The organism is Qipengyuania aestuarii (assembly GCF_019711535.1).
GTDB classification, from domain to species: Bacteria; Pseudomonadota; Alphaproteobacteria; order Sphingomonadales; family Sphingomonadaceae; genus Qipengyuania; species Qipengyuania aestuarii.
Genome location: NZ_JAIGNP010000003.1, coordinates 1 through 16990, shown reverse-complemented (window position 1 = coordinate 16990; position 16990 = coordinate 1). Strand labels below are relative to the sequence as shown.

At 63.6% G+C, this 16990-nt stretch carries 16 protein-coding genes; 2 read left to right on the top strand and 14 right to left on the bottom strand.

What is annotated here, in order from left to right; genetic code table 11:
* Positions 1-45 precede the first annotated feature (45 nt).
* A complete protein-coding gene (locus tag K3175_RS09740; protein WP_221543229.1) occupies positions 46-2391 on the top strand; it encodes a GumC family protein in 2346 nt (781 codons plus the stop codon).
* Positions 2392-2406: 15 nt separating this feature from the next.
* Positions 2407-2973, top strand: coding sequence for a sugar transferase (locus K3175_RS09735; protein ID WP_221543228.1), 567 nt, complete (start codon positions 2407-2409; stop codon positions 2971-2973).
* Here the strand turns inward: K3175_RS09735 and K3175_RS09730 are convergent.
* The 14 genes from K3175_RS09730 to K3175_RS09665 all read right to left on the bottom strand — a co-directional run.
* Positions 2970-3680 (bottom strand): HAD family hydrolase, encoded by a 711-nt coding sequence (locus K3175_RS09730; protein WP_221543227.1) that lies wholly within the window; start codon positions 3678-3680, stop codon positions 2970-2972. The two genes, K3175_RS09735 and K3175_RS09730, sit on opposite strands and share 4 nt — an antisense overlap.
* The gene (locus tag K3175_RS09725; protein WP_221543226.1) at positions 3664-4629 is read right to left on the bottom strand and encodes an ATP-grasp domain-containing protein; all 966 of its coding nucleotides are present in this window, start codon (positions 4627-4629) and stop codon (positions 3664-3666) included. Before K3175_RS09725 ends, K3175_RS09730 begins: the two co-directional genes overlap by 17 nt.
* The gene (locus K3175_RS09720) at positions 4626-5759 is read right to left on the bottom strand and encodes a glycosyltransferase family 4 protein (RefSeq protein ID WP_221543225.1); all 1134 of its coding nucleotides are present in this window, start codon (positions 5757-5759) and stop codon (positions 4626-4628) included. The genes K3175_RS09725 and K3175_RS09720 overlap by 4 nt, the downstream gene beginning before the upstream one ends.
* Before the next feature lie 199 nt (positions 5760-5958).
* Positions 5959-7260 (bottom strand): UDP-glucose dehydrogenase family protein, encoded by a 1302-nt coding sequence (locus K3175_RS09715; RefSeq protein WP_221543224.1) that lies wholly within the window; start codon positions 7258-7260, stop codon positions 5959-5961.
* Between the two features lie 219 nt (positions 7261-7479).
* Entirely contained in the window at positions 7480-8277 is a 798-nt protein-coding gene (locus K3175_RS09710; RefSeq protein ID WP_221543223.1) for a LuxR C-terminal-related transcriptional regulator, read from the bottom strand.
* Positions 8278-8579: 302 nt separating this feature from the next.
* The gene (locus tag K3175_RS09705; protein ID WP_221543222.1) at positions 8580-9512 is read right to left on the bottom strand and encodes a hypothetical protein; all 933 of its coding nucleotides are present in this window, start codon (positions 9510-9512) and stop codon (positions 8580-8582) included.
* Positions 9503-10876 carry a glycosyltransferase family 2 protein gene (locus K3175_RS09700; RefSeq protein ID WP_221543221.1) on the bottom strand — a complete coding sequence of 458 codons (1374 nt, stop codon included), beginning with the start codon at positions 10874-10876 and terminating at the stop codon, positions 9503-9505. Before K3175_RS09700 ends, K3175_RS09705 begins: the two co-directional genes overlap by 10 nt.
* A 188-nt stretch (positions 10877-11064) precedes the next feature.
* Positions 11065-11400: a hypothetical protein gene (locus tag K3175_RS09695; protein WP_221543220.1), complete on the bottom strand. Its 336-nt coding sequence runs from the start codon at positions 11398-11400 to the stop codon at positions 11065-11067.
* A 183-nt stretch (positions 11401-11583) separates the two neighbouring features.
* Entirely contained in the window at positions 11584-12156 is a 573-nt protein-coding gene (locus tag K3175_RS09690) for a nucleotidyltransferase family protein (protein WP_221543219.1), read from the bottom strand.
* Positions 12131-12982, bottom strand: a complete 852-nt coding sequence (locus K3175_RS09685) for an XdhC family protein (RefSeq protein WP_221543218.1) — start codon at positions 12980-12982, stop codon at positions 12131-12133. Before K3175_RS09685 ends, K3175_RS09690 begins: the two co-directional genes overlap by 26 nt.
* Positions 12982-15171 (bottom strand): xanthine dehydrogenase family protein molybdopterin-binding subunit, encoded by a 2190-nt coding sequence (locus tag K3175_RS09680; RefSeq protein WP_221543217.1) that lies wholly within the window; start codon positions 15169-15171, stop codon positions 12982-12984. Before K3175_RS09680 ends, K3175_RS09685 begins: the two co-directional genes overlap by 1 nt.
* Positions 15168-16154 carry an FAD binding domain-containing protein gene (locus K3175_RS09675; protein WP_221543216.1) on the bottom strand — a complete coding sequence of 329 codons (987 nt, stop codon included), beginning with the start codon at positions 16152-16154 and terminating at the stop codon, positions 15168-15170. Before K3175_RS09675 ends, K3175_RS09680 begins: the two co-directional genes overlap by 4 nt.
* Positions 16151-16678 (bottom strand): 2Fe-2S iron-sulfur cluster-binding protein, encoded by a 528-nt coding sequence (locus tag K3175_RS09670; protein WP_221544096.1) that lies wholly within the window; start codon positions 16676-16678, stop codon positions 16151-16153. The genes K3175_RS09675 and K3175_RS09670 overlap by 4 nt, the downstream gene beginning before the upstream one ends.
* A 30-nt stretch (positions 16679-16708) precedes the next feature.
* Positions 16709-16990, bottom strand: a 282-nt coding sequence (locus K3175_RS09665) for a hypothetical protein (protein ID WP_221543215.1), incomplete at its 5' end; no start/stop codon positions are given.

Genomic DNA, 16990 nt, shown 5'->3' with positions numbered 1-16990 from the left:
CCGCGTGCAGGCTTCGGCAGAAGCGCAATGGGGCTGGAAAATCGCATGGCAAATCTGGTGGAAGTCAACGACACGGCCGGCGCTCTGTCAGCGGAACGGCGGCTCGAGTGGAACTATCGTCCCGAAACGGTGGCGCATCACACGCTGTCGATGCGTGACTTCGTGCGGCTTGTCGAACGGCACAAGCGCATGATCCTGATCGTCATCGCGCTGATTACCCTGCCGGTGCTGGCGTACCAGCTGCTGTCGCCCAATCGCTACAGTTCAACCTCGCAGGTGCAGGTCCAGCTGATCGACGAGGTCGGCACCAACCAGGCGGACATCAGCAACCGCAACGAAGTGCGCGTGTCCAATGCCGTGCGCCTGCATCGGTCGCGGTCCTCGGCTGAAGCGGTGGTGAACGATCTCGACCTGCTCGACGATCCGGATTTCCTGAAAGAGATGGGCGCGCCCGCCGATGGCAGCGTGAAGATGCACCGCGCGATCAACACGCTGCTGGGCATGCTGAGCGTCACCAGCGAACCTGCCTCCGACCTGATCCAGGTCACCATCACATCGGGTTCGCCCGAACTGTCCGCGCGCATCGCCAACCAATACCCGTTGTCGGTGTCCAAGGTGCGCACCCGCCGGGGGACGGAGCAGCGCGAGCAATTGCTGCAATCGCTGCTGACCGAACGGGACGAGCGCGAGGAAGCGGCGCGCAGCGCATCGAGCGCGCTGGCCGAATTTCGCCGCGATGCGGGCATGCCGTTCGGCCTCGGGACGAATGAAAACCTGTCCTACATGAACCAGATCGCCGCCGAGGCGGCATCGGCCAGTGCCAATAGCGCGGGTTCCTCTTCGCGCAGCGCGGTCATCGCCGGTGCCGCGGGGCTGCGCAGCACCGCGCAGGCCACCTCCGCCGCGGTTCAGCAGCTTGAAAAGCAGCAGGCCACGCTGCTGGCCGAAAAGGCCCGGCTGGGCGCGACCTTCGGTTCGGGCCATCCGGATATGGCGCGCGTAACCAGCGAATTGTCTTCGGTGGAATCGGCGCTGGCCAGCCAACGGGCCGATGCCCGGGCGGCGGCGCAGGCCGTGGCCAATGCCGAAGCGGCGCAGATGCGCGAAATGGCCCGCAGCCAGGCGGCGCAGGATGCCGCGCGCGCCGGCCGCCTGCAGGGCGCGCTGGCATCGGTCCAGTCCAAGGCCTTCGAAAACAATTCCAACTCGGTCCGCCTGGCGGAGCTGGAGCGTGATGACGCGCTGGCCAATTCGGCCTTCTCCTCGATCGTGGAGCGGATCGAACAGATCCGCGCGCAGATGCAGCTCGAAGGGGTGAACACCACTGTAGTGTCCCCTGCAGTGGCCGATTACGACCGCATTTCCCCCGCGCCTGCGAAGATGACGGTGATGGCCATGCTCGGTTCTGCGGTGCTGGGGATCATGATGGCGCTGGGGATCGAACTGGCCGATGGCAGGCTGCGGACCTCGGCGCATGTATCGCGCCATTTCGGCCTGCCTACGCTGGGCATGCTGCCGCGCATCGAGGCGGGATTGTCCGAAAAGATCGCCGAAAGCCCGGTGATCCAGGACCCGCATTCGCTGTTCGCGGAGGCCGCGCGATCGATTTATTCGGAAATGCGCGGGCTGCGCACGCATGCCGGATCGCAATCGGTGCTGATCACCAGCCCGCTGCCCAATGACGGCAAGTCCACCGTGTCGCTGACGCTGGCCGCCGCGGCCAAGGTGATGGGGCAGAGCGTGGTGCTGGTCGATCTCGACCTCAGGATGAAGGGCCTGCTGAAGGATGTGCAGGCCAATCTCGACACGCCGGATATCGTGGACGTGCTGTCGGGCCGTGCCAGCCTCGACGATCTGCTTCAGGACCCGGAGGCCAAGCCCATGCTCGATACGCCGGACGGCCTCAGCCCGGAGGATATCGACAATGCTTTTGCGCAGGATACCGGCCGCATCGTGATCCTGAGCGCCAAGCGGCCCGTGGAAAATCCCGCCGCGATCCTGACCGCGCAAAGGCTGCGGCACCTGCTCGCCGCGCTCAAGCAGCATTTCGACCTCCTGATCATCAACGCGCCTGCCGCGCTGGCCGTGCGCGATGCCCGCGCCATGTGCGATTTCACCGACCACACGCTGGTCGTGTCGCGCTGGGGCCGCACCACGATCGAACAGATGAGCGCGACGCTGGAAACGCTGTCAGGCCGGGCCGACGGGGTGGTGTTCGACCATGTCGATTACGCCGAACATGCACGGCGCCAATATGGCGATGCGATCCAGTTCTATGTCGCGGCATCCGATTATTATTCGGACAATTACGAGGCTTCGCCCACGCTGCGCGAGCGGTTCATGCGGCTGTTCCGCCGCAAGCAGGCGGCGCGCGATGGCTATTCCTATTAGGCGGTGAACGGGCCGGTGGTTGCGCGCATCCTTGCCCTCGGCCTGCTGGTGCTGGCGCTGCCAGTGCTCGCATTGCTGGGCGTGCTGGTGTGGCTGTCGCTCGGATCGCCAGTGCTCTTCCGGCAAGTGCGCTCGGGCCGGGGCGGGGCGGGGTTCACGCTGGTCAAGTTCCGCACCATGAAGGATTTGCGCGGTGTGGACGGCGCGCTGTTGCCCGATCCCCTGCGCACCACGCGGCTGGGCAATTTCCTGCGGCGCACGCGGCTCGACGAACTGCCCAGCCTGGTCAATGTGGTCTCCGGCGATCTGGCCTTCATCGGGCCGCGCCCGCTGCTGCCCAAGACGCTGGCCGCCATGGGCGAGGAAGGCAGGCGGCGCGGCGCGGTGCGGCCCGGGCTGACCGGCCTTTCGCAGGTCAGCGGCAACACGCTGCTCACGCTGGACGAGAAGGTCGCGCTCGACCTGTGGTATATCGACCATCGCAGCCTGTGGCTCGACAGCCAGATCATCCTGCGCACCGTGCTGGTGATGGTGGGGGGCGAACGCCGCGCTTTTGCCGTTCACGGGTTCGGCAGGCGCTAGGCGAAACCGGCTGGGTCTTTCAGGCGAAGCGGATCGGCGAGCTCGTCGAGCGAGGCGATCCGTATCTCTGCCGCGTGATCGGGGGATGGCGGTTCGGGGGCATGCACTCTGCACGCACGGTCGATCTGGACGGTGCGCCAGCCCAGCCTCTTCGGCGCGATGAAATCCTTGGCCGGATTGTCCGCAATATAGACATGGTCCGGCCCCGGCTTGCCCGACCATTCCATGACCTGTTCGAAAGCGCGGGGGTGGGGCTTGCCCATGCCCGGCGGCAAGTCGCCGGTGGGGATGATCAGGCCGAAGAGGGGGCCGATGCCCAGCGCGGCGATTTTGGACCGCTGCATCGCGGCGGGGCCGTCGGTGATGATCGCCCGGGGGCGCGGGTCCCTTTCCAGAAAGCGAGACGTGTCGGGACACGGCGCGATCTGCGGGCGGTGATGGCGGTAGAGCGTGACCAGCTTTGCGATCCTGTCCGGGCCGCTCGCGATGCCGAACCGCTCCAGCGCGGAATCGAAGATGGCGCGGCGCGTGCCGCTTTCAAACAGGGCGCGGCAGGTGCCCGGGACCACGGCATTGCCGTGCAGGCGGGCGAGATGCGCTTCGACGGCGGCGAACCCGCTGAAGGCGAAATCGCGTTCGCAATAGAGCGTGTCGTCGAGATCGAAGACGAGGACGCCCGGCTGCCCAGCCTCAGACGAAGATGGCATGGTCGTACCGCAGCATCGTCACCCCGTCCTGCCAGCAATTGCGCGTGGTCAGCGGCAGCTTCATGGCGCTGCGCAGAACGTTTTCGGCAAAGCGCGCACCGGCGCGGTCGGCCAGCGGGTAACCGCCGCCGAAGCGGGCGTTGATCTCGATCACGCGGGGGCCGAGCCGGGGGTCGTCGAACAGCTGGAAGCACATCACGCCCCGCGCGCCGGGCAGCGCCCGCGCCAGATTGCGCGCGATGGTCTCGAATTCGGCCCGGCGCACGGTGCGGCCCTTCTCGACCTCGCCGGCGCGGATGGACATTCTCAGATGCGGCACGGCAGGGTGCATGAAGCCGCCATCGCAGACGAACAGATTGACCGTGTATTCGTCGCCCTTGAGCGCCTGCTGCACCAGCATGGGTTCGGGATAGCTATCCTGCAATTCGGATCTGGATTGGATGCACGCGATGCCCCGGCTGGCGCTGCCCGAGACGGGTTTGACGAATACCGGCCAGTCCCACCCATCGCCGTTCAGCCGGAACTGCTGCAGCGTCGCGGTGCGCGGCACTGGCACGCCCGCCGCGGCCAGCACGTCCATCGTCCGCTTCTTGTCCCGCACGATCGCGATCGTCTCCGGGGAAGAGACGTGGACATAGCTGCCGATGGCGGCAAATTCCTCGCGCGCATCGGCAAGCGGCTGCAATTCGGTGTCGATCGTCGGCACGATCAGCGAAATGCCGTGATCGCGCGCATAATCCAGCAGCGTGGGAATGTAGTCGGCATGGGTGCAGGGCGGGGCGGCGAAGCGCGCATCCGCCAGCGCGCAGGCCGCGCTGAGCTCGGGATGGAGATCGCAGGCATGGATTTCCAGCGCGGTCTCGATGCGGGCGGCGGAAGAACGGAAGCAGTCGAGCAGACCCGCCCGCCGCCCGGCGGAGGTCAGCAGCATCCGGAACGGCTCGATCATTCGGCAGGCTCCCTTGAATTGGCGTAGGCCGCCGGGGAAGGCGGGGTGTGCGTCGACAGCGCTTCGGCAAGGGCTGCGTCCCATTGCTGCATCACCCATTCGGGCGCGAATTTGCGGATGGCCTTGGCCGCATTGGGACCCAGCTGGCGGCGCAGATCCTCGCTGGCGATGCAATCCGCCATGGCCCGCGCCAGGGCATCCGTGTCGCCGGGCGGCACCAGCAGGCCGGTGCGGCCATGCGCGACCAGTTCGGCCGGGCCGAAATCGCAGTCGGCGGCGATCACCGGCAGGCCCGCCGCCATCGCTTCGCCCAGCACGTTGGGAAAGCCTTCATAGCGCGAGGACAGCACGAACAGCCCGGCGTTGCCGACCCATTCGCCGGGGGCCGCGCTGGTGCCCATCAGCGCCGCCTTGTCCGACAGCCCCAGCCGTTTGATCTGCGCCTCGAGTGCACCGCGCAGCGGCCCCTCGCCGAAGATCTGCAGCTGCCAGTCGGTAACGGCGGCAAGGCTGGCGAAGGCATCGATCAGGACGTCAAAGCCCTTCTGCTCGGTCAGCCGTCCGACCGCCACGATGGTCCGGGGTAGAGCGACCGGGCGCGCGGTGGGCCACGCGCTGATGGGGTTGGGGATGACCCGCAGGCGGTCGCCCACCTCTCTGGGGAAGCACTGCTTCACCGCCTCGGTCTGGCAGATGATCAGCCGCGCGTGGCGATAGGCCCGGGCGAGCAGGGCGTTCCAGGCCGGGTGCTTCTGCTGCTGCGCGGGATTGTTGCGCTCGCAGCAGATGACCGGGATCGCCATTCTGCGCGAGGCCAGCAGGGCGATGAGATTGTTCTTGGTGAGGAAGGGGATGATCACATCCGGGGTATCCTCCCGTAGCAGGCGGCGCAGATCGACCAGATTGTGCAGCTTGGCCAGCTTGCCGGAGACTTGGTTCCCGCCGGAGCGCCCCAGCCGGTGGCGGGTAATGGCGGGATCGAAATGGTGGAATTCGGCGTCCTCTGCCCGGTCGAAGCTGACGATGGCGACTTCCACCCCGCGCGCCTGCCAGTGCGAGGCGATCTGCGAGACCACCCTCTCCGCGCCGCCCGCGCCAAGGCCCGAAATGACAAACATGGCTTTCGGCATTGCGCACCCTGTCGTGTCCACGGCGCCTGGCGCCCGTAAGAATCGCTCAGCCAAGGGTACACCAGGGGAGGCGGCCCCAGCGCCTAGGCATGCGAGATACCACGATTGAACAGGCTGCTATCCGGATGGGTCACGCCGGCGCGGGCTATCCCGGGAAATCCGCAGGATACGGCCGCGGCCCCATCCATGCCCGCCGTGGTCAACGGCCTATGCCGACATATTTTATACCGAGCATTTCGACTTCGCCGCGATCGTAGATGTTCCGCAGGTCGACCAGCACCAGCCCCTTGAGCCTCGCCTGCACCCGGGCGAGATCGAGAGCGCGGAATTCGTCCCATTCGGTCACGATGGCGAGGGCTTCGGCGCCTTCCATCGCATCGTAGGGATCGTCGAAATAGTGGATGTCCGACAGGACTTCGCTGGCATTGGCCATGCCTTCGGGATCATAGGCGTGCACCACTGCGCCAGCATCCTGCAGGGTCTGGACGATCGCGATGGCCGGGCTGTCGCGCATATCGTCGGTGTTGGGTTTGAATGTCAGGCCGAGCACGGTGACGACCTTGCCGCGCACATCGTCACCGATTGCATTGAGAACCTTGCGCCCCATTGCCCGCTTGCGCTTGTCGTTGACCTGCACCACCGCTTCCACGATGGCTTGCGGCGCTTCGAAATCCTGCGCGGTCTTGAGCAGGGCGAGCGTGTCCTTGGGAAAGCAGCTGCCACCATAACCGGGGCCTGCGTGAAGGAACTTGCCCCCGATCCGGTTGTCGAGACCGATGCCGCGCGCCACCTGCTGGACATCCGCCCCGGTTTTTTCGCAGAGATCGGCGATCTCGTTGATGAAAGTGATCTTGGTGGCGAGGAAGGCATTGCCGGCATATTTGGTGAGTTCGGCCGAGCGCCGGTTCATCTCCAGGATCGGGGATTTGTTCAGGCTCAGCGGGCGGTAGGCTTCGCGCATGACTTCCAGTGCGCGCGGGTCTTCGGAGCCCACCACGATCCGGTCCGGGCGTTTGAAATCCTCGATCGCGGCGCCTTCGCGCAGGAATTCGGGATTGGACACGACGGCGAAATCCGCATCCGGGCGCGTGTCCGCGATGATGCGCTCAACCTCGTCGCCCGTGCCGACGGGCACGGTCGACTTCGTGACCACCACGGTGAAGCCTTCGATCGCGCGGGCGATATCCGCAGCGGCCGCATGCACGAAGCTGAGGTCCGCGTGGCCGTCTCCGCGCCGCGAAGGCGTGCCGACCGCGATAAAAACCAGGTCCGCGCGGGCCACCGCTGGCGCAAGATCGGTGGTAAAGGAAATCCGCCCTGCCGCGGCGTTGCGCCGGATCAATTGCTCGAGGCCCGGTTCGAATATCGGGATCTGGCCGTTCTGCAGCGCCTCGACCTTGCCCTGATGGAGATCGACGCAGACGACCTCGTGCCCGAAATCGGCAAAGCATGCCCCTGACACCAGGCCGACATAGCCGGCACCGATCATCGTGATCTTCATTGCATTTCCAACTTGCTGGAATGGGCGCCGACACCGGGCGCTGGCCCGTGTGTCGCTGACCCAAATTTAATCGGAAGAGTGGATCGGCGGTCTTCGCGTCAGGAAGCTTGTCTGGACTGGTAAGGCCGCAGACCCTTCGTCCCCCACCGGGGTCGAAAAAAGTCTGCGGCTTTGCCGGCCCCCTAAAAGCTATCCGCGGCCGATCCGGCGGGGCCGGGCCTATGCGCTCAGCGCGTGGAGCTGGCTGCGCTTGTCCGCGAGCATGAATGGCTTGGCGAGATTGCTCTCGCAGACCTGTTCGAGTTCACGGGCGGTGTCGGCATTTTTCGCAGCGACAGGCTGGATGGGTGCGGGCAAGGTTGCCTGCACACCATGATTGACCGCGCAGATCGCTGCCTGCGTGCGGTTCTGCACGTTCAGCTTCCGCAGGATGGCCTTCACATGCACCTTGACCGTGGCTTCGCCAATATCGAGCCGGCGGGCGATGACCTTGTTCGGGTGGCCCATGACCAGACACCGCAGGGTCGCGATCTCGCGTTCGGAGAGGAGATCCGAAAGTTCGCCTTCGGCCCGTGCCTGATCGGCAGTGGCACCGGCGAGCTGCGGGAGTTGGTGCACCAGTTCCCCGGGTACGACCTTTTCCCCGCGCGCGGCGAGTTGCAGGCAGTTGACCAGCGATTCGCAGCAGGTTTCCTTCAGAATGTACCCGTCTGCGCCGGAATCGAACGCTTCGATCAGCGAAGCAACGGTCAGATCCTCGTGCAGGATCACGATGCGCGCCCGGGGCAGCGTTTCCCGGATGGCGACGATTTCCTTTGCGACATTGCGCATGGCGTCGGAATCCACGACGACCATACCCACTTCTGCCGCGTCCCGCTGGACTGCGCTGATGAGTGCCGCACAGCTTTTGTGCTGGCCGACGATGGTGAAATCCTCGTCAAGGAGAATGGACTTCAGCCCTTCGCTAAGGATGGAACTGGAACAGATAAGTGAAACACGTGTAGATGCGGTACGCATGGTATTAACCCCCCAATTGGCTAAGTAGTGCGTCCCTTTTGTTATGGGCCTGGCAGGCATAGCATTCATGATGCGCACTGACTTTTGAAGTCATGTGGCTGACAAGGCTGTTCGACTCGTTGGCCGATACCCAATAGAGGTAGTCAAAAGCGGACCTTCGACTAGGGCGGAGTCTCTCATGCCCCAGAATGGAACACCTATGAGACGGCAGCTTGCAGTCCGGATTTAGTCCGTTCCGCCCGCTGCAAATTGGCCGGATAATTGACAGCTAGACCGCACGATCAAGCCGGATTGTCATCCTGTCAGAAGCGGCGAAGCACGCCGATTCGGGTCTGCAGATAGCTATAGTCTCCACCCGATACCGCGTTGTCGCCGGGCTGGCTGGTATAGGTAAGATCCGCCTGCACCTGCCAGTTGCGATCGTTTCTGGGGCTGCGAACCCGCAGGTTGAGAAAGTCCGATCTGCGCCAGTCGGACGCGGCATCTTTCTGCACGCCCACACCGACCGCGCCGACCAGTTCCCAGCGCGAAACGAAGCGCCGGAGCTGGGCGACCGGCAGGACCTGAACGTAATAGCGCGGGGAATAGTAATCGAATTCGTTCGGTTCGCTCGAATGGAAATAGCGTGTCCGCAGCTGAGCGCTCAGGCCCAGTTCCGGATCGAGCACATGGACGTAATTGGCCCGCGCATGCAGCCTGACGTTATCGCCGGTAAATTCCTGGACGCCGCCGAGAACGGTGAAAATGTTCCTGTCGTCCACCGGAATGTCGATCGCGGCGCCGCCGAAGGTCGAATAGATGCCTTCGTCCAGCCCGCGCGGAGTGGCCACGATATCGCGCTCGATGAAGGCTTCCTTGCGCCATGGGGCTTCGTCGTGAACAGACACGGAGCCGATGACCGTATCGCCATCGGTGCCTACCAGCGCCGACCAGGTCCAGTCGCCCGATACGTCTGCCGCGCGCAGAAACACGCGTTCCTTTTCGCGCGTGCCTGTGCCGGACGGATCGTACCAGGCCTTTTCCAGCCTGATACCATAACGGCTATCCTCGCCGCGGTTCGCGATATCGAGATCGATCGCCGTGCGGACGATTTCGGTGTCGTCGCTATCACTTGAGTAAAAGACCTCGGCGCCTGCCGCCGGGGCAGATTCCAGATCCTGGGCGGACAGATGCGCGGGCGACAGGCACAGCGCGGACAGCGCCGCTGCTGCGCGCAGGGCGAATTTCAGTTCCATTGTTTCTTGCCTCCGAAGAGCTCGGCAAAGTAGCCCCAGACGGACACGGGCTGCATCAGTAGGGGGTAGATGAAAGCGTAGAGGATGAAGCCGATGAAGCTCTTTTCCATCTTCACATCCATCCGCTTGAGCATCCGGGTCTGAATGCGGAAGATCACCACGTTCCAGAGCGCCGCCAGCGGAAGCACCAGAAGGGTGATCGGACCGGCGAGCCAGTAAATTCCCAAGACTGCGAGGATCAGTCCCGGCAGGAAAGCGAGTGTGAATACGAGATCGATGCTGACGAACAGCAGGTTCCACCAGATCAGCATCGTGCGCAGGTTGCGCTTGGCCAGGAGCGCCTTGTGGATCGACAGGGCTTCGATCATGCCGCGCGCCCAGCGTTTACGCTGCTTGGCCAGTTCGCCAAATGTCTTGGGCGCATTGGTCCACGCGATCGCGTCTTCGGCATGGCGCACGACCAGCCCCCGCCGCAGCAGCGACCACGTCAAAACGATGTCTTCTCCGACCGTATCTGGCCAGCCGCCGACATCCAGCACCGCCTGCTTGCGATAGATCGAGAAGGCGCCCTGCGCGACCAGCGTTCCGTAATACATGCCCTGCATGCGTTTCACCGCGGCGATGCCGTGGAAATAGTCCCACTGCTGCGCGCGGGTGATCCAGCTGTCGTCGTGATTGGCGACGAAGACGGTCCCCGCGATAGCCGCGGTTTCGGGCGGGCTGGCGACCAGATGTTCGATCAGGCTGACGATGCAGCCTTTTTCCAGCAGCGTGTCGGCATCGATCGTCACGATGAGTTCGTGGCTGGCAAGTTCGAGGCCGTGATTGAGCACGCGCGCCTTGCCGCGGTTCTGCACTTCGCGGACCAGCCGCAGGTCCATGTTGGCGAGACCGTCGAACAGCGCCTTGTTTTCGATCACGCGATCGGACGTGCGGTCGGTCGATCCATCGTCCATGACGAGGATTTCCAGCTCGCCCGGATATTCCAGCTGGGCGATGCTTTGCAGCGTGGCACCGATCAGCTCTTCTTCCTGATAGGCGGCGACCAGAATGGTGATGCCCGGCCAGCTGGCCGGGGTTTCTCGCCGTGACTGGGGCCGCAGCACCAGGCTGACGAGGAGAAAGGCATTCATGAAGCCGGGGACATAGGCGATGAAGGTCAGCACGAAGAGCGCGACGAGAGGCGTGGCGAGATTGCCGAGGTCCGACAGCCAGGGAAGCGACATCCAGATGCTCAGCAGCACCCACCCCAGCGCGAACGCAAGGGCGACGAGATACCGCCTGCGCACCTTGTTGCGGTGCTTGTTCCAGAATTCCTGACTTTCGGGGGACCGTGCGCCCCCGATGGGCTCAAAGTAATTCAATTGGGGTGAACCTTGATTGCTAGTAAATCGCGGCCGGCGTCATCGCAGTGCGCATGAGCCGTTTGCCGCCATCAGTTCGCGCAAAAGGTTAACCCCCCGGTAACCCTGTTACGAAATGGTGCCTTCAATATATTCTGCGACCGCCTGCAGCTTCGCGAAGCAGGAGCGTAGCGGTGCAGGACAGTATTTTAGACAGATTGGTCGATGGGCTGATCGTGATCGGTATTTTCGCCGGAAAAGCGGCGCTTACCTTCGTCGGTCTCTGACGTATCCAGAGCCGTGAGATTGATGATCGCTTCGCCGCGATCTTCGATGGCACCGATGAACGCCTTGAGATCCGGTGGGCTGGCGATGGCCGCTTCGTCCGTCGCATTGGCTAGCGCGGACTGAGCGCCCCAGACCATACCCAGAGCGCCTACCGCGGCTACTGCGGCCAGAGCGAAGACGGTAAGCGGCTTGGTGTTCGCATAGCGATATGCGTGGTTATCCGACCCTTGCGTAGTCGTGATCGATTGTTCTTGCATCGTTTGATCCTGCGCGACCCGAAACTCGAAGTTCGGGGGTGATTTCATTTTCTCTTGATTAGAAAATACGCGATTAAGTGAGTCGCAGGGGGCGCGTGTGGGGGATGTCCCGTAGTGAAACATGCCCGAAACCAGCGGTGACCAAACGGTTCATCGCGGGAACCTCGATTATGCTGTGCGCACCTAGTCCTGGTAGCGGGCTAGTTCGGACGGGGTGTCGATATCGATTACCAGCGCATGTTCGCCAGGATCGATGATGCGCGCATCCGGCAGTGACAGGCTCCGCGCTCCGCGATCGCCATCGAGAGTGCGGAGGGCGCCGAAGCTGGCCCGGTCGAAGGCGGCCGGGCAACCCGCCGAACCGTCTGTCTGGCGCGTAAAGACAGTGCCTTCTCCGGCTGCAAGCAGACGAAGATGATCGGGATCGACCATCGGCATGTCCGCCAGCGCGATAACGATCCGTCGATGCTCGGCCGCGGCTGCGACCCCCGCCGCGATCGAAGTCCCCATCCCGCGGGCAGCATCCGGATTGACGATTGTGCGCCAGTTCTGGCGGCTACGGATCTTGGAATGGTCGCCGACAACCAGATAGAGATGCGCAAACCCGGCCTCTTCGGCGCAGCATGCGGCCCATTCCCACAAGGGCTTGCCGCGAAAATGTGCCGAGAGTTTATCGCCTCCGAACCGATCGCTGCGGCCGGCGGCGAGGAGAATGACCGCTGTATCCCGGTCAGGCGGCGGCATGGAGCCGTTCATATTCCGCCACGATCTCTGCCAGAGCGGACAGGGCGAGCGAGGCAGGGGTCTTGCAGGAGGGGATCAGTCCGATCGGGCTGTGGATGCGCGCGATCCGTTCTTCCGCAACCCCGCGCTTCGTCAGCGCCATGGTCCGGGCTATGCGAGCGTTTTCGCCCCCTTGCGCGCCGACATAGAAGGCGTCGCTGTCGAGCGCCTGCTCCAGCAAGGGAAGTTCCCATTCGTGATCGTGAAACAGCAGCAGCGCGGCTGTCCAGCGATCAAATTCGCAGCCGGCAGCCTTCTGTCCGAGCGAGAGCCGGCTTTTATCACGGCAATCGAGATCGATTTCGAGCGCCTGTGCCAGTTCTCCCAGCTTGGCGAGTTCCGGCCCCTCTCCGAAAGCCGCAATCCGCAGCGCGGGAATGTAGCGTCTGTCCTTAAGCGGAGAAATGCCGGGAAGCTTTAGGCTGGCAGCCTGGCGTCCGGCGAGACGTTCGATGGCCCGCTGGCAGGCGCCCCGATCCGGTGCCGGGTTGAGCAGGATATCGAGCCCGCTGCCGCAGGGCAGGCGGAAATCGATGACATCAGACCCGCGGCCATAGCGCGTGACCACCGGCTGCTGCAGAGCGCGCATGTCGGCGGTCAGTTGCGCTTCGAGGCAGCCGTCTGCCAGACTGCCCAGCGTGCTTCCATCGGGCATGACGGCAAGCTGGGCACCGAGACGGCGCGAGAAACTGCCGTCGATTCCGACAATCGTGCACAGCCCCACGCCCTGATTGCACGCCGCCTCCAGCGCGGCGTGATCATCGCTCAGGGATAGGGCCTTGGTACGCTCCTTCAGCATCAGTCGGGCATGGCTGCCAGCACGCGATCGGGCGTCATCGGATAATCGAAGATGCGCGCGCCGCAGGCATTGTAGATCGCATTGGCAATCGCCGCCGCTCCTCCGCACATACCCAGTTCGCCGATACCCTTGGCCTGGATCGGGCTTGCTGCGGGATCGCGTTCTTCCACCATGATCACGTCGAGATCGGGCACGTCGCGGTGAACAGGCACGTGATATTCCGCAAGGTCGCAATTCACCAGATGCCCGTCGGTAGGATCAAATTCGAGCGCTTCGGTAAGCGCTACGCCGATGCTCCAGGTAATGCCGCCAAGACATTGCGAGCGGGCAGTCTTGTGGTTCAGCACCCGGCCAAAGCCGAATGCGCCCAGCATCCGGTCGACCCGCGTTTCGCCGGTGAAGCGGTTGACCCGGACTTGCGCGAAAAAGGCGCCGAAACCCGATGCGGTGAAATCATCCTCGATATCACCGGGTTCGTAATGGCCTTCGCGGGCAAGATCCTTGCCATCGAGCAGGTCGGTCAGGCTTTCGCCCGCAGATGCCTTGCCGTCCGACAGCTCCAGCTCGCTTTCCTCGATGCCGATCCGGTCCGCCAGCTCTTCGCGTAGAGCGAGACAGGCGACGTAAACCGCAGAGCCGATTGACGATGCACCCCAGCTACCGCCTGAGCCTGGGCCGCGGGGATGGCGTGTATCGCCGAGGTCCACGAGCACCTTTTCGGGCGGAAGGCCGAGCATTTCGCCGGCCAGCTGCGCCACGACGGTGTAGGTGCCGGTCCCGATATCGGTCATATCCGTTTCGACCAGCGCACTGCCATCGGCTTTCAGCGTGACGCGTGCCTTTGCCTCGGCGATGTTGTGCACCCGCGCCGCGCTTGCCATGCCGGTGCCGACCCACCATTCGCCTTCCTGCGTGTGTCGCGGCTGGCGCGGTCCATGGTCCCAGCCAAAGGCTTCCGCCCCCTGCTTGAGACATTCGGCCAGCTTGTGCGACGAGAAGGGCAGGCCTTCTTCGGGATCCTTTTCCGGAATATTCTTCAGGCGCAGTTCGACCGGGTCGATGCCCGCTTTTTCCGCCAGCACATCCATCGCCCCTTCGAGCGCTGGCATGCCTACCGCTTCACCCGGCGCGCGCACCGATCCGGCCGTCATCTGATGAATGCGGGCCACCTCCAGCAGCAGTTCGCGGTTTTCGCCGCCATAGAGGAAGTGGGATGATTGCAGCACGGGTTCCGCAAAGGTTTCACCCGGAAGGTTGGAAACGAGCGCCTGGTGACCGAAGCCGGTAAGCTTGCCATCGCTATCCACGCACAGGCGAAGCCGCTGGGTGGTTTCCGAACGGCGCATGATGCACTGGAACACCTGCTGACGCGACATGACGACGCGCACCGGCCGCTCTAGTTGCTTGGCCGCGATCGAGGCCGCGACAGTTTCCTCGCTCACGCCGAGCTTCGATCCGAAGCCGCCGCCAACGAAGCGCGAGATCAAACGGATGTTCTCTTCATCCATATCCAGGGAATCGGCCAGTTCGCTGATATTGTAGTTCAGCATCTGGAGCGATGCGTGGACCGTAAGCGTCTTGCCGTCCCATTCGGCAATGGCGGCATGGGGTTCCATCGCCGCCGAAGCGTGGCCTTTTGTCGTATAGGTTACATCGACGGCATGGGCGGCCTCCGCCATGGCATGCGCGAGATCGCCCTGGCGCACCGTCTCGTCTTCCTGTTCCTCGGGCTCTACGGCCTGCGGGTCGAGCGGGGCGCCTTCTTGCTCGCGGTACTCGATCTTGAGATGCTTGGCCGCATGGCGCGCCTGCTCGAAGGTCTCGGCCACCACGAGAGCGATGGGCTGGCCCCAATAGCACACTGTGGCCGGCTCCTGCTGCGGAGCTTCATCGGCCGTACCCTGCGCCGCGCGCGTGGTGAGAAGCGGATCGTCGATGACGGCAATGACGCCGGGCATCGCGAACGCGGCATCCTTGTCGATCGATCTCACTTCGCCGCGCGTGATGGTCGAGGTAACAAGCACGCCTTCCGCGCAATCGGCGATCGGATATTCCGCCGCATAGGGCGCAGTGCCGGTCACTTTGGCCAGTCCCTCGACACGGGGCAGCGCTTTGCCCAGCACGCCCTGTTTCATATCGTCGAGGCGGTTGGCCTTGTCCGGCTTGTCCTGTTTGAAATGGACGGTCATGCCGCGTCCTCCGTTGCTTGTTCGAGGACGGCGTGAAGCGTACGCCGGGCCAGGGGAATCTTGAAATCGTTCTCGCCGAACCCGCGGGCGTCTTCCAGCAGGATATCTGCAGCGCGGTCGAAGAGTTCGGACGAAGGGACCTGGCCAACCAGCGCTTCCGTAATCCGGGGATCATGCCAGGGTTTGTGGGCCAGCCCGCCGAACGCCAGATCGGCGCGTGAAAATTTGCCGTCCTTCAATTCAATGATCGCCGCCACCGACACCAGGGCAAAGGCATAGGACGATCGTTCGCGAACCTTGCGATAGATCTGCGTGCCGCTGACAGGAGGGGGAAGGGTGACTGCCGTGATGATCTCGCCGGCTTCCAATACATTCTCGCGCCAGGGCGTGTCGCCAGGGAGGCAGTGGAAGTCCTGCACCGGGACCGTGCGCTCGCCGCCTTGAGGTGTGGCTATCTTGACCTGCGCATCGAGCGCGCTCAGCGCTACTGCCATGTCGCCGGGATAGGTGGCGATACACTGGCTGCTCGTTCCAAGCACGGCGTGCAGCTTCGCGATGCCGTCGATGGCTCCGCATCCGCTGCCCGGTTCGCGCTTGTTGCAGGGCTGGTCGATATTGGTGAAGTAATAGCACCGCGTGCGCTGGCACAGATTGCCGCCCGTGGTGGCCTTGTTGCGCAATTGCTGGGTCGCACCGGCAAGGATGGCGCGGGCCAGCACGGGATAATCGGACCGCACGCGCGAATGGACGGCGGTTGCAGTGTTCGTCGCCAGCGCACCGATCGAAAGGCCGCCATCATCACTGTCTTCGATTTCGCCAAAGCCGATGCGGTTGATATCGGCCAGTTCATCGGGCGTCTCGACCTGCAGCTTCATGAGGTCGAGCAGATTGGTCCCGCCGGCGATCGGAATGGCGTCCTCTTTTGCCGTGATCTGCGCTGCATCAACGAGTGTTCGGGCGCGGGCGTATTGAAAGGGCTTCACGCGCCTTGCTCCGCAACTTCGCGAATAGCCGCGACGATATTCGCATAGGCACCGCAGCGGCACAGATTGCCGCTCATACGTTCACGAATTTCCTCGCCCGACAGCGCGATCTTGCCTTCCAGGCTCTCGCTGGCATCGCTGGGCCAGTCGGCTGCCAGTTCCTTAAGCATGGCCGTCGCGGAACAGATCTGCCCGGGGGTGCAATAGCCGCATTGATAGCCGTCGTGTTCGAGAAACGCCTTTTGCAGCGGGGAAGGAGCTTCGGGCGTACCCAGTCCTTCGATCGTGGTGACCTCGTCACCGTCATGCATGGCGGCCAGCGTGAGGCAGCTGTTTATCCTGACGCCGTTGACCATGACGGTGCAGGCGCCGCACTGACCATGGTCGCAGCCCTTCTTGGTGCCGTTCAGTCCGAGATCCTGCCGCAGGAAGTCCAGCAGCGATGTTCTCGGATCATCGGGGGTCGGATGGGCAGTTCCATTGATTGATATGGTGTCGGACAAAGACGCCTCCTTCGAAACCATAATGCGCAAGGCGCAGAAGGTGTCCGAGAATCACTGACAAGGGGAATCGATTCCTTCTGAGGGAATCGCTGCGGGACGATTCCAGTATGGGAATCGCCTCTTTTCGACAGGAGCCAAGAGCTGAAAGAGGCTTTTTACGAGGAGCGCTCTGGCCGGCTCCCGGGTGAGAGCATCCAGCGGCCGATCCGGAATGGCGGAATTCCGGGATATTTCCAGCTTTTGAAATATTCCTGCAAAAAACCCATTGACCGAATCTTGGGTGGGGCCTAGATGGCCCTCACCGACGCGGCGCTGACGGTTTCTACCGGACGC

Bases quoted from the DNA above. Each gene is read 5' to 3' on its own strand.
- K3175_RS09740 (WP_221543229.1), top strand. From the start codon at position 46: ATGGCAAATCTGGTGGAAGTCAACGACACGGCCGGCGCTCTGTCAGCG.
- K3175_RS09730 (WP_221543227.1), bottom strand. From the start codon at position 3,680: ATGCCATCTTCGTCTGAGGCTGGGCAGCCGGGCGTCCTCGTCTTCGAT.
- K3175_RS09725 (WP_221543226.1), bottom strand. From the start codon at position 4,629: ATGATCGAGCCGTTCCGGATGCTGCTGACCTCCGCCGGGCGGCGGGCG.
- K3175_RS09720 (WP_221543225.1), bottom strand. From the start codon at position 5,759: ATGCCGAAAGCCATGTTTGTCATTTCGGGCCTTGGCGCGGGCGGCGCG.
- K3175_RS09715 (WP_221543224.1), bottom strand. From the start codon at position 7,260: ATGAAGATCACGATGATCGGTGCCGGCTATGTCGGCCTGGTGTCAGGG.
- K3175_RS09710 (WP_221543223.1), bottom strand. From the start codon at position 8,277: ATGCGTACCGCATCTACACGTGTTTCACTTATCTGTTCCAGTTCCATC.
- K3175_RS09705 (WP_221543222.1), bottom strand. From the start codon at position 9,512: ATGGAACTGAAATTCGCCCTGCGCGCAGCAGCGGCGCTGTCCGCGCTG.
- K3175_RS09695 (WP_221543220.1), bottom strand. From the start codon at position 11,400: ATGCAAGAACAATCGATCACGACTACGCAAGGGTCGGATAACCACGCA.
- K3175_RS09690 (WP_221543219.1), bottom strand. From the start codon at position 12,156: ATGAACGGCTCCATGCCGCCGCCTGACCGGGATACAGCGGTCATTCTC.
- K3175_RS09685 (WP_221543218.1), bottom strand. From the start codon at position 12,982: ATGCTGAAGGAGCGTACCAAGGCCCTATCCCTGAGCGATGATCACGCC.
- K3175_RS09680 (WP_221543217.1), bottom strand. From the start codon at position 15,171: ATGACCGTCCATTTCAAACAGGACAAGCCGGACAAGGCCAACCGCCTC.
- K3175_RS09670 (WP_221544096.1), bottom strand. From the start codon at position 16,678: ATGGTTTCGAAGGAGGCGTCTTTGTCCGACACCATATCAATCAATGGA.